Genomic DNA, 12,654 nt, shown 5'->3' on the forward strand with positions numbered 1-12,654 from the left:
CTTCACCCCCACATGACCACGCGCCTGTGGCCGAAGGAAGTCGCTCGCCCGATCAAAATCGCGCGTTGAGCGAGCCGAAGGGGCCTAGCCCCGCTCCCTCGTCTTGGTGAAGCTGATCTGCGTGAAGCGTTCGCCAACGTAACCGGTCTCCCAACTGGACTTGGCCAGGAAGACCGGGGCCTGGTCGATGTCGCGGGCCATCTGGGGACGGTATTTGCCGGTGAAGTCGTCGATGTCGGCGTCCGACCCGCCGATCCAGCGCGCCTCGGCGTAGGGGCTGGGCTCGAACACGACGTCCAGGCCGTATTCCTCGCTCAACCGGTCGGCCATGACCTCGAACTGCAGCTGGCCGACGGCGCCGACGATGAAGTCGCTGCCGATCTCGGGCCGGAACAGCTGGGTCACGCCTTCTTCGGCCAGACCCTCCAGCGCCTTCTTCAGGTGCTTGGCCTTCAGCGGATCCTTGACCCGCACGCGCTGCAGGATTTCCGGCGCAAAGTTCGGCAGGCCGGCGAAGCGGATCATGCCGCTCTCGGACAGGCTGTCGCCCACACGCAGCACGCCGTGGTTTGGAATGCCGATGACGTCGCCGGCGAAGGCTTCCTCGGCCAGCTCGCGGTCCGAGGCGAAGAACATGATGGGGGCGTTCACGCTGAGCGACTTGCCGGTGTTCTGCACCTTCAGCTTCATGCCGCGCTTGAAGCTGCCGGACGCCATGCGGAACATGGCGATACGGTCGCGGTGGTTGGGGTCCATATTGGCCTGGACCTTGAAGACGAAGCCGGTGACCTCGCCCTGCGCCGGCTCGACCGTGATGGCCTCGGGCGCCGGCGCGTTGCGGGTTTCGGGCGGCGCCTCCTTGCGGGCCGCCATCGTCTTGGGCGGCGGCGCCCAGTCGGCGATGGCCTTCAGCAGCTGCTCGATGCCGAAATGGCGCAGCGCCGAGCCCCACAGCACCGGCGTCATGTGGCCCTCCAAAAAGGCCGCGCGGTCGAACGGCTTGTAGCCGGCCTCGACCAGCTCCAGCGCCTCGGCCAGGTCGCCCTGTTCGGCGCCCTCGAAGTGGGCGGCGGCGTCGTCCAGCGGCAGGGCGTCGGGATGGCCCGCGTCCTCGTCCGAACCGGCGACCTTGCGCTTGTAGGGCTGGAACCGGCCGGTCCCCAGCTCGACCATGCCCCTGAGGCGATTGCCGCTCTCGGCCGGCCACCAGATCGGCGACGGGTCCAGCTGCAGGCGGCTGGCGATCTCGTCCAGCAAGGCCATCGGGTCCTGGGCCTCGCGGTCCAGCTTGTTGATGAAGGTGATGATCGGGATGTCGCGCAGGCGGCAGACCTCGAACAGCTTCAGCGTCTGCGGCTCGATGCCCTTGGCGGCGTCCAGCACCATGATGGCGCAGTCGGCGGCCGTCAGGGTGCGATAGGTGTCTTCCGAGAAGTCCTCGTGCCCGGGCGTGTCCAGCAAGTTGAACATCTTGCCGTCGTGCTCGAACGTCATGACCGAGGCGGTGACGGAGATGCCCCGCTCCTTCTCGATCTTCATCCAGTCCGACCGCGCCCGCCGCGCCTCGCCCCGCGCCCGCACCGCGCCGGCCGCGCGAATGGCGCCGCCCGCCAGCAGCAGGTGCTCGGTCAGTGTCGTCTTGCCCGCGTCGGGGTGGGCGATGATGGCGAAGGTTCTGCGGCGGGCAGCTTCTTCGGGGAGGGGCAGCGGCATGGGAAATCCTTGGGCGGGCGCAGGTACCGCGCCGGCCGCCGGAAGTCACGCGCGGGTCACTGCGGCGCGGGTTCGTCGACCGGTTCGGACGGCTCGTCCGCCGCGGCGTCCAGCGCCTCCTGGCTCAGCGGCGCCTGACCCGCCAGGGCGCGGTCGATCATCTGCTGGGCGGCTTCGGCCTGGCCGTCGTTGTGCGGCGCATTGGCGATGGGCTTCATCAGGATGATGGCTTCGTCGTTCTTGCCCGCCTGCATCAGGGCGTTGGCGTAACCGAAGCGGATGTTCGGCAGCTGCGGCGCCAGGTTGAAGGCCTGGTCCCAGGTCAGCAGGTCGTTGTCGTTGGGATAGGACTGCGACCACTGGCGGGTCTCGGCCAGCATCTGCAGCGTGTAGAAGTGGGTCGGGTCGGCCTGGTACGCGCGCGCCAGATAGGCGCGCGCCTCGCGGATCGTGGCCAGGGACGCCTGATAGTCGGTCTCGTCGCGCGCATGGTCGATGCGCTCCGCCGCCAGCCGCTGCAGGGCGCCGACATTGGCCGGCTCGATCTCCAGCACCCGCTGCAGGGTCGCCTCGCCGATGGCCTTGTCGCCCAGATCCATCTCGGCCCGGCCCAGTTGCAGCAGGGCGAAGGCGTCGTCGGGATAGCGCGCCGCCGCCGTGCGGATCGCCGCCAGGGTCGGCGCCTTGTCCTCGTCCGCCACGCCGTCGCTCAGCCGCTGGCCGATCAGCAGCAGGTCGTCGGCCGACGGGGGCAGGGTGGTGACGGTGATCTCGGCCGGCGCTCGCTGGAAGCTGTAGCGGGTCAGGGTGATGCGGTCGCGCATATAGCCCCGCAGTTCCGTCTTCAGGGCGGCCAGATCCATGCCCGTCGCGCGCTGCATGGCCTCGACCGGGTCGCCGCCGGCGCTGACGTCGCGGACATAGGCCTGCAGCAGCGGCCGCCGGCTCTCGTCGTTCATGAAATAGTGGGTCAGCAGCCACGCCACCGGATAGTAGGTCGGCGCCACCGCGCTGGTGTTGATCACCGACGGCCGCTCGGTCAGCAGGGTCTCCAGCGGCAGCCAGCTGCTTTGCGACAGCCAGTAGGCGGTGTTGTCCTCATAGCCCCCCAGCGTCACGCGTGACTGCAGGACGTCGGCGGTGGCGTAATATTCCGCCAGTCCCTCGACCAGCCAGCCGGGATAGGCGGCCAATCCGCCGGTCGCGATCGAGAGGTGGTGGAAATACTCGTGCAGCAGGGTGTGGTCGCCGCCGGTCATCGACAGGGCGAAGATGTCGTCGTTGCGTGGAATGTAGACGCCCTGGATGTTCTCGCCGGCGCCCGGCAGCACCTGCAGCAGGTCGCGGCGATTGCGCAGCAGATAGACGGGGAATTTACGGGGCGGGGCGTCGGTCGACAGGCCCAGGCGCAGGCGCACGATGTAATCGAACGTCTCCAGCTTCTGAACGTACGTGACCAGCTCGCGCTCGCCGCCCTGGCTGTAGACGATGAAACGCTCGCTTTCGGCGCGCTTCCATTCCGCGGCGGCCGGCGAGGCGGCGGCGATGGCGCACAGCGTGGCCAGCGCAAAAATCCAGCGTTTCAACATGATGGGCCCCCGCCTTCCCCAAGGCGCGGACATCTAGAGCCGAAACCGCCCTTGTCGCAAGCGCAGGTTGCGATCGGTCGGGTGTCGCGGCCTCAGGCAGCCATTCGGTTCCACACCGCGCGGTCGGCGGCGACCGGGCTCAGGCGGCCCTTGCGGGCGCTCTGCCCCAGTTGGGCCAGGACGGCCTCGGGCAGGGCGCAGAACCGCGGCTCGACCAGTTCGGGCGCGCAGTCCTTTTCCGGTGCGCAGAACAGAGCGGCGTTCACCTCGGGCGAGCGGTCGGCGATAAGCCAGGCCAGCCGGCGCGCCTTCTGCGGATCGGTGCGATGAAGCATCGGGTCCTCGGCGAACAGCTCGCAGCCCAGCTCCAGCACATAGTCGAAGTCCAGGCTGTCGAAGCGGCGCGCGTCCCCAGGCGTGACCGGGCAGGTCTCGTCCAGATCGAACACGACGTCATTCAACAGGAACAGCATGGGGCCTCTGGCGCGAACCGGACGTTTCTCGTCCATGTCGTCACCATACGGACGGCCGCTTGCGGTCCCGTTTCCGAACGCGGTTAAGCCTTTCGCACCGACCGTTAAGCGCGTTTACGCGCCGGTCTCATCCTTGCCCCATCAAGGTCACGGCCAGATTGACCGTCAGGGCCAGGACGACGGTGTTGAACAGGAACGCCGTCAGGCTGTGCACGGTGGCCAGGCGGCGCAGGGGCCGGCTGGAAATCTGGATGTCGGCGGTCTGCGACGCGACGCCGATGATCAGGGCGAAATGCAGGAAGTCCCAATAGTCGGGGTCGTCCTCGCCGGGGAACAGCAGGCCGCCCGCCACCCCGTTCTTCTCCGGCGCATAGAACCGGTGGGCGTAATGCAGGGCGAAGATGACGTGGGTGAACAGCCACGACACCGTCACCGCCCCCACGGCCAGCAGCGCCCCCGACGCGCTCTGTCGCCCTTGCGCGGCCTCGCCGATCACGACCCCGACGCTGCCCAGCGCCGCGCAGAGGGCCAGAGGCAGAACGAAGGCGCCGCCCTGATCCAGCGCGGCCGCGCGTTCGCGGATCGCTTGCGTGCCCTTGCTGCGCGCCATGTTCAAGAGCGATCCGGCGATGAAGAGCGCCATCGCCGTCTCGCCGCCCAAGGCCGCGCGGCTCAGCCAGCCGAAGGGGACCGCCGCCATGCCGACGACCAGGCCCGCCGCCGCAGAGGCGAACAACAGGCCGTGCAGGCGAAGCATCGAGGGGTGATCGGCCATCGGCGTCACCCTGCGCTTCGGCGCAAACATCCGCAAAGCCTCTCGACTTCCGCTGCGTCATCACGGAATGTTACAGTCGTCTCCCCGACGGATCGAGCCATGACCTATTTTAACCGCGCGGACCTGTCGGTCGCGCCCGAGATCGCCGCCCTGATCGAGGACGAGGTGCTGTCCGGCCTCGGTCTCGAACCGGAAGCCTTCTGGGCAGGCGCGGCGGCGATCTTCGCCCGGTTCGCGCCGGAGAACCGGCGGCTGCTGGCGGTGCGCGACGACCTGCAGGCGAAGATCGACGCCTGGCATGAGGCCCGGCGCGGCCAGCCCTATGACAGCGCCACGTCCGAGACCTTCCTGCGCGAGGTCGGCTATCTGGTCGCCGAGCCTGAACCCTTCGCCATCGGCACGAGAGGCGTCGATCCGGAGGTGGCGACCATGGCGGGGCCGCAACTGGTGGTCCCGATCCTCAACGCCCGCTTCCTGCTGAATGCCGCCAATGCGCGCTGGGGCAGCCTATATGACGCGCTGTATGGGACCGACGCGCTGGGCGACCTGCCGGCGGGCGGCGGCTACGATCCGGCGCGCGGCGCGCGGGTGGTGGCGCGGGCCAAGGCTTTCTTGGACGAGGCCCTGCCGCTGAAGAGCGGGCGGTGGGCGGACGTGACCGACATCGCGGCGGCCGATCTGGCCGAGCCCGCCCAGTTCGTCGGTTCGACCGAGGGGTCGCGGCTCTATCGCCACAACGGCCTGCATATCGAAGTGGTGACCGACCGCTCATCCGCCATCGGGCGCAGCGATCCTGCGGGGATCAGTGACGTGGTGCTCGAGGCGGCGCTGACCACCATCTGCGACCTGGAGGATTCGGTCGCGGCGGTCGATGCGGCGGACAAGGCGGCGGCCTACCGGAACTGGCTGGGCCTGATGAAGGGCGATCTGGTCGAGACCTTCGACAAGGGCGGCCAGAGCCTGACGCGGCGCCTGGCCGAGGACCGCGTCTTCACCGCGCCGGACGGATCGGCCGTGACGCTGAAGGGCCGCAGCCTGCTGTTCGTGCGCAACGTCGGCCACCTGATGACCAATCCGGCCGTGCGGCTGGCGGACGGATCGGATGCGCCGGAAGGCATACTGGACGCCATCGTCACCAGCCTGATCGCGCTGCACGATGTGAGGGGCGCCGGTCGCAACAGCGCCGCCGGGTCGATCTACATCGTCAAACCCAAGATGCATGGGCCGGACGAGTGCGCCTTCACCGACGCCCTGTTCGACGCGGTGGAGGACCTGCTGGCCCTGCCGCGCCACACGATCAAGGTCGGGGTGATGGACGAGGAGCGACGCACGTCCGCCAACCTCGCCGCCTGCATCCACGCGGTGAAGGACCGCATCGTCTTCATCAACACCGGCTTCCTGGACCGCACCGGCGACGAGATCCACACCGCCATGCAGGCCGGGCCGGTGGTCCCCAAGGGCGAGATCAAGTCGGCCGCCTGGATCGCCGCCTATGAGGCGCGCAACGTCGCTATCGGCCTGGCCTGCGGCCTCAACGGCAAGGCCCAGATCGGCAAGGGCATGTGGGCGGCGCCCGACCGAATGGCGGACATGCTGGCCCAGAAGGCGGCGCATCCGAAGACGGGCGCCAACACAGCCTGGGTCCCGTCGCCGACCGCCGCGACCCTGCACGCCCTTCACTATCACCAGAGCGACGTGTTCGCCCTGCGGGACGCCATCGCCGCGCAACCTGTTCCACCGCTGTCGGCCCTGCTGACCCCGCCCTTGGCAGAGGGCCGCAACTGGACGCCGGACGAGATTGCCGCTGAGCTGGACAACAACGCCCAGGGCATCCTCGGCTACGTCGTGCGCTGGATCGACCAGGGCGTGGGCTGCTCCAAGGTGCCGGACATCCACGACATCGGCCTGATGGAGGACCGCGCCACCCTGCGCATCTCGTCCCAGCACATGGCCAACTGGCTGCTGCACGGGGTGTGCACGGCGGCCGACGCCGACGCCGCACTCCTGCGCATGGCCGCCAAGGTCGATGCCCAGAACGCGGGCGATCCGCTCTACCGCCCCATGGCGCCGGACCCGGCGGGCAGCCTCGCCTTCCAGGCGGCGCGCCACCTGGTGTTCGAAGGCCTGACCCAGCCGAACGGCTACACGGAGCCGCTGCTGCATGCCTACCGGCTCAAAGCCAAAGCGTCCCTCTCCCAAAGGGAGAGGGCTTGAGCGCACGGCGGCGATAGCCGTCGTTCTGGCGCGAAAGGGTGAGGGGACCGCCCTGTCCTGTTAGCCGCCCACCCCTCACCCTTTCGGCTTAGCCAATCGCCTTCGGCTCCTGGAGCCTCAAGCCCTCTCCCTCTGGGAGAGGGAAGATCCCCGAGTGTGACTCAGCCGTAACTTGCGATTCACTCTCTGCGGCGACAGGTTGCCGCCGCTGGTTGGGGAGTTGCGCATGCTGGTCGTCGAGAATCTGGTCCACGTCTACGGCAACGGCGTGCGCGCCCTCGACGACGTCAGCCTGACGGTCCCCACCGGCATGTTCGGCCTGCTGGGCCCCAACGGCGCGGGCAAGTCGACGCTGATGCGCTCGATCGCGACGCTGCAGACGCCGACCAGCGGCTCCATCACCTTCGGCGACATCGACGTCATCAAGGACCCGGAGGAGCTGCGCCGCACCCTGGGCTATCTGCCCCAGGACTTCGGCGTCTACCCGCGCGTCTCGGCCTACGACATGCTGGATCACATGGCGGTTCTGAAGGGCATCGCCGGCGGCAAGGAGCGCAAGGAAACGGTCGAGGCGCTGCTGAACCAGGTCAACCTGTGGTCCGTGCGCAAGAAGGCCCTGGCCGGCTTCTCGGGCGGCATGCGCCAGCGCTTCGGCATCGCCCAGGCCCTGATCGGCAATCCAAAGCTGATCATCGTCGACGAGCCGACCGCGGGCCTCGACCCGGAGGAGCGCAACCGCTTCCTCAACCTGCTCGCCGAGATCGCCGAGGGGGTGGTCATCATCCTGTCGACCCACATCGTCGAGGACGTGGCCGACCTGTGCCCGCGCATGGCCGTGCTGGCCGGCGGCAAGATCCGCATGGAGGGCGCCCCCGTCGAGCTGATGAAGTCGATGAACGGCCGCGTCTGGAAGAAGACCATCGACAAGGAGGCGCTGGCCGATCACCAGGCCCGCTACGAGGTCATCTCGACCCGCCTGTTCGCCGGCCGCACCGTGATCCACGTCCTGGCCGACGGTCGTCCGGGCGAAGGCTTCGAACCGGTCCCCGGCGGGCTGGAGGACGTCTACTTCTCGACCCTGGCCGCCACCCGCCGCGCGGCCTGATCCCATGTTCGTCAAGATCGCGGCCTTCGAGTTCCGCTACCAGCTTCGCCAGCCCGCCTTCTGGGTCATCGCCATCCTGTTCGCCCTGATCGGCTTCGGCGCCGTGGCCAGCGACAACGTCGGCCTGGTCGCAGGCTCGAACGTGCACAAGAACGCGCCCCATGTTCTGGCCATCCTGAACATGATCGGGTCGGTCTTCTTCATGCTGGCGACCACGGCCATCGTCGCCAACGTCGTGGCGCGGGACGCCCAGAGCGGCTTCGGGCCGATGATCCAGAGCACGCGGGTCACCAAGTTCGACTATCTGTACGGACGTTTCACGGGCGCCTTCGGGGCCGTGGCTCTGGCCTTCCTGGCCATCAACATCGGCGCCGTGGTCGGCATGGCCATGCCCTGGGTCGATCCCGAGACGATCGGCCCCTTCCGCATCGGCGACTTCGTCTGGGCCTATGTGGTCATGGGGCTGCCGTCGGTCCTGCTGACCTCGGCCCTGTTCTTCGCCCTGGCCACCGCCACACGCTCGATGATGGCCACCTACGTCGGGGTCGTGGCGGTCTTCATCCTGTACATGACGGTCAACTCGGTGCTCGACAAACCGCAGTTCGAGGGCCTCATGGTCTGGCTCGATCCGTTCGGCGGCTTCGCCTTCGAACAGGCGACCAAGTACTTCACCCCGCTGGAGCGCAACACGATCAACCCGTCGCTGGACGGGACGCTGGGCTGGAACCGGGTGCTGTGGTCGGCGATCGGGCTGGGCTTCCTGGCGCTCGCCTACGGGGTCTTCCAGTTCTCGGCCAAGGGCGCCAAGCCCAAGACGGCCGCCCGCCTGGCCGCCCAGGCCGAAGCGCCCGCGCCCGCGCCGGTCGCGACCGGCCCGCTGGCCACGCCCGCCTTCGGCCTGAAGAGCGCCCTCGCCGTCCTGGTCGCACGCACCCGGTTCGAGACCGTCCTGGTGTTCAAGAGCCCGGCCTATGCGGTCCTGATCCTGCTGGGCTTCGCCTTTGCGGTGGCCACGCTGCTGTTCATGGGCGAGATCTACGGCGCGCCGGTGCTGCCGGTGACGCGCGTGGTCATCGGGACGCTGGTGGGCGCGTTCGGCCTGATCTCCATGATCGTGGCGATCTACTATTCGGGCGAGCTGGTCTGGCGCGACCGCGAGCGGCGCGTGCACGAGATCATCGACGCCTCCGCCGCGCCCGACTGGTCGTTCCTGATCCCCAAGACGCTGGCCCTGGCGCTGGTGCTGATCTCGACCCTGGCGGTCAGTGTCCTGGCCGGCGTCGTGGTCCAGACCTTCAGGGGCTGGTTCGACTACCGCTTCGACCAGTATCTGGCCTGGTATCTCTGGCCCGAGACCATCAGCTACGTCCAGCTGGCCATCCTGGCGATCTTCGTTCAGGCGCTGTCGCCCAACAAGTTCGTCGGCTGGGCGGTGATGGTGGTCTACATCATCGCGACCATCGTTTCGGCCAACCTCGGCTTCGACCACCTGCTGTATCGCTATGGTCAGTCGATCGGCGTGCCGCTGTCGGACATGAACGGCACGGGCCAGTTCGCGACCTTCGCGACCTGGACCAACAGCTACTGGCTGGCGTTCGGCGTGGTGCTGCTGGTGCTGGTCTATGGCCTGTGGCGGCGAGGGACCGAGACTCGGCTCCTGCCTCGGATCCGGCGCCTGCCGCGCCGTCTGATGGGCCCGGCGGGCGTGCTGGGCGGCGCGGCGCTGGCGGCCTTCGTCGGCCTGGGCGTCTTCATCTTCATCAACACCAACGTCTGGAACGAGTACCGCAGCCGCGACGCAGAGCAGGACGAACAGGCCGCCTACGAAAAGGCGCTGTTGCCCTTCGAGACCACGCCCCAGCCCTCGGTCACGCACCTGCGCCTGAACCTGAACCTGCATCCCCACCAGCCGCGCCTGGTCACCGACGGCGAGTACGTCATCCAGAACCGCACGGCCGCGCCGCTGAGCGAAATCCATCTGCGCTGGATGGACGACGTCGACATGCAGCGGCTGGACGTCCAGGGCGCCCGCGTCGCGCGCGAATGGAAGGACTTCGACTACCGCATCTATCGCTTCAACACGCCGATGCAGCCGGGCGAGACGCGCACCGTCCGCTTCCGCACCGTGGTCCAGCAGCGCGGCTTCAAGAACAGCGGCAACACCACCCGCCTGGTCGACAACGGGACCTTCATCACCAACAGCGAGTTCGCGCCGATCATCGGCATGAGCCGCGATGGCCTGCTGACCGACCGGACCCAACGGCGCAAGCGCGGCCTGCCCGCCGAGCTGCGGATGGCCAAGCTGGAGGACGAGACGGCGCGCGGGCGCAACTACATCGGCGCCGACTGGACCACGGCCGACATCACCGTCACCACCGATGCGGACCAGACCCCGATCGCGCCTGGCACGCTGGCCTCGGACCAGATCGCCAACGGTCGCCGCACCGCCCGCTTCGTCACCGAGACGCCGGTGCTGAACTTCTTCTCGGTGCAGTCCGCCCGCTACGAGGCGACGCGCCGGACGCATAACGGGGTGGAGATGGTCGTCTATCACGACGCCGCCCACGGCCGGAACGTGGAGCGGATGCTGAAGGCGCTGGCCGCGTCTCTCGACTATTTCCAGGCCTGCTTCGGCCCCTATCAGTTCCGCCAGGCCCGGATCACCGAATATCCCGCCTACGCCAGCTATGCGCAGTCCTTCCCCAACACCTTCGCCTGGTCCGAAGGCCTGGGCTTCATCGCCGATCTGCGGAATCCGGAGAAGATCGACTACGTCACCTACATCGCCGCCCACGAGTTCGCACACCAGTGGTGGGCGCACCAGGTGGTCGGCGCGGACGTGCAGGGCGCGACGGCTCTGTCGGAAAGCCAGGCCCAGTATTCGGCCCTGATGGTGATGGAGCGCCTCTACGGCCGCGACCAGATCCGCCGCTTCCTGAAGAAGGAACTGGACACCTATCTGTCCTCGCGCGGCGACGAGACGATCGAGGAACTGCCGCTGGGCCGGGTCGAGAACCAGACCTACATCCACTATCAGAAGGGCGGGCTGGTCATGTACCTGCTGCGTGACCAGATCGGCGAGGCGGCGGTCAACGGCGCCCTGCGTCAGATGATCGCCGACTTCGGCTTCAAGGCCGGGCCCTATCCGCTCTCGACCGATCTGGTGGCGGCGCTGCGGGCGCGGGCGCCGGCGGACAAGCAGGGCCTCATCACCGACCTGTTCGAGCGCATCACCCTCTATGACGTGAAGACCGTCGGATCGTCGGTGACGGCCCGCCCGGACGGCCGGTTCGACGTCAGCGTCACGGTCGAGGCGCGCAAGCTCTATGTCGACGGCCAGGGCACGGAGACCGAGGCGCCGCTGGCGGAAACCATGGACATCGGCCTGTTCACCGCCCAGCCGGGCGAGGGCGCCTTCAACCCGCGCGACGTGGTGCTGATGGAGCGCAAGCCCATCCGCACGGGCTCGCAGACCTTCCGTTTCGTGACCGCGCGGCGGCCGACCTTCGTGGGCGTCGACCCCTACAACAAGTGGATCGACCGCAACTCGGACGACAACGTCAAAGCGGTCGGCTGAGGGCGGTGGGCTGACCCCGTCGAGGGATCAGCCCACGCCGGCGTCAGCTGCGGACCCAGCCCTTGTCGGCCATGCAGGTGACGAAGGCGGTCGAGTGTTCGTCGCCGCGCTGGCGGCATTCGTCGCGCGCGCCGTCAAAGGCCTGGGCGCCTTCGCCGTGCCAGGACCAGTCGCTGTCGCCGTCGATTACGGTCACGCAGGCCGAGGTCATCAGTGCGGTCGCCGCGGCGGCCAGGACGATCAGTTTCTTCATGGGGCAGTCCTCCAGTTGAGAGACCATCGTCATCCCACCCGGTACGGCCAAGGTCCCGTTACAAGCCTGTAAACGGGATGAATTCGCCGTAAGATGCTCAGCTCCGATGTGCGGTCATGAAGTAGTTCACGGCCGCGTCGTCGGTCTCGCTCCACCGGTCGCCCAGCGGGTCGTAGGCCAAGCCGAACGGCCCCTGGACCGACAGGCCGGTCGGGGCCAGCCAGTCGCGGATCTCGCCGGGTTTGAGGAACTGACGCCAGTCGTGCGTCCCGGCCGGCACCCAGCGCAGCACATATTCCGCCGCCACCTTGCCCAGCAGCAGCGAGCGGATCGTCCGGTTCAGCGTCGCCACCGCCAGCATCCCGCCCGGCTTCACCATGGATGCGCAGGTCCGCAGGAAGGCGGCCGGATCGGCGACGTGCTCGACGATCTCCAGCGCCAGCACGACATCGAACTGATGACCCTCGGCCGCCATCTGCTCGGCCGTGGCGGGGCGGTAGGCGATGTCCAGGCCCGTCTGTTCGGCGTGGGCGCGCGCTGTGCCGATATTCTCGGACGACGCGTCCACGGCGGTGACGCCAAAGCCCATCCGCCGCATCGGCTCGGCGATCAGCCCGCCGCCGCAGCCGATGTCGATCAGGCTCAGGCCTTCGAACGGCGCGCGCGCCCGGTCGTCGCGCTCGAAACGCTCGACCAGCAACCGCCGCATCAGCTTCAGCCGCGCCGGGTTGAACCGGTGCAGCGGCGCGAACGGACCCTTCGCATCCCACCACTCCGCCGCCTGGGCCGAGAAGCGCGCCACGTCGGCCGGGTCGATCGACGAACCGAAGGCCCGGTCGGCCGGGGCGTCGACAGCTTCACTGATGGTCACTGACAGTCTTTCGGGATTGCGCGTGGGCTGACGGCCGTTAGAAGCGGGCCAGGCCGAGGGATGAACCCGAGCGGCCACGGGTGC

At 68.3% G+C, this 12,654-nt stretch carries 9 protein-coding genes; 3 read left to right on the forward strand and 6 right to left on the reverse strand.

The annotated features are described in order from the left end of the window. Positions 1–84: 84 nt before the first annotated feature. The 4 genes from ASG17_RS14625 to ASG17_RS14640 all read right to left on the reverse strand — a co-directional run bounded on the left by ASG17_RS14625 (position 85) and on the right by ASG17_RS14640 (position 4,550). A complete protein-coding gene (locus ASG17_RS14625) occupies positions 85–1,713 on the reverse strand; it encodes a peptide chain release factor 3 (RefSeq protein ID WP_056105275.1) in 1,629 nt (542 codons plus the stop codon). 56 nt (positions 1,714–1,769) lie between these two features. Further along, on the reverse strand, positions 1,770–3,302 hold the full coding sequence (locus tag ASG17_RS14630) for a hypothetical protein (protein ID WP_056105278.1): 1,533 nt from the start codon (positions 3,300–3,302) through the stop codon (positions 1,770–1,772). A gap of 92 nt (positions 3,303–3,394) precedes the next feature. Continuing rightward, complete coding sequence (locus tag ASG17_RS14635; RefSeq protein ID WP_056105279.1) at positions 3,395–3,775, reverse strand: hypothetical protein; 381 nt, start codon at positions 3,773–3,775, stop codon at positions 3,395–3,397. A gap of 127 nt (positions 3,776–3,902) precedes the next feature. Continuing rightward, complete coding sequence (locus tag ASG17_RS14640; RefSeq protein WP_056105361.1) at positions 3,903–4,550, reverse strand: DUF1345 domain-containing protein; 648 nt, start codon at positions 4,548–4,550, stop codon at positions 3,903–3,905. Between the two features lie 99 nt (positions 4,551–4,649). Here ASG17_RS14640 and ASG17_RS14645 point away from each other — a divergent pair, with 99 nt between their 5' ends. The 3 genes from ASG17_RS14645 (at position 4,650) to ASG17_RS14655 (ending at position 11,446) form a co-directional block, all read left to right on the forward strand. Further along, the gene (locus ASG17_RS14645; protein WP_056105281.1) at positions 4,650–6,764 is read left to right on the forward strand and encodes a malate synthase G; all 2,115 of its coding nucleotides are present in this window, start codon (positions 4,650–4,652) and stop codon (positions 6,762–6,764) included. 226 nt (positions 6,765–6,990) lie between these two features. Further along, positions 6,991–7,869: an ABC transporter ATP-binding protein gene (locus ASG17_RS14650; RefSeq protein WP_056105283.1), complete on the forward strand. Its 879-nt coding sequence runs from the start codon at positions 6,991–6,993 to the stop codon at positions 7,867–7,869. 4 nt (positions 7,870–7,873) lie between these two features. Then, positions 7,874–11,446: a M1 family aminopeptidase gene (locus ASG17_RS14655; protein WP_056105286.1), complete on the forward strand. Its 3,573-nt coding sequence runs from the start codon at positions 7,874–7,876 to the stop codon at positions 11,444–11,446. Positions 11,447–11,489: 43 nt separating this feature from the next. On the opposite strand, the gene ASG17_RS14660 is transcribed toward ASG17_RS14655, so the two are convergent. Together ASG17_RS14660 and ubiG are read right to left on the reverse strand one after the other, a co-directional pair. Continuing rightward, positions 11,490–11,699 (reverse strand): hypothetical protein, encoded by a 210-nt coding sequence (locus ASG17_RS14660; RefSeq protein WP_056105288.1) that lies wholly within the window; start codon positions 11,697–11,699, stop codon positions 11,490–11,492. Positions 11,700–11,796: 97 nt separating this feature from the next. Beyond that, complete coding sequence (ubiG, locus tag ASG17_RS14665; protein WP_056105363.1) at positions 11,797–12,564, reverse strand: bifunctional 2-polyprenyl-6-hydroxyphenol methylase/3-demethylubiquinol 3-O-methyltransferase UbiG; 768 nt, start codon at positions 12,562–12,564, stop codon at positions 11,797–11,799. Between the last annotated feature and the right edge of the window lie 90 nt (positions 12,565–12,654).

Origin of the sequence: Brevundimonas sp. Leaf363 (assembly GCF_001424025.1) — a bacterium.
GTDB lineage: Bacteria > Pseudomonadota > Alphaproteobacteria > Caulobacterales > Caulobacteraceae > Brevundimonas.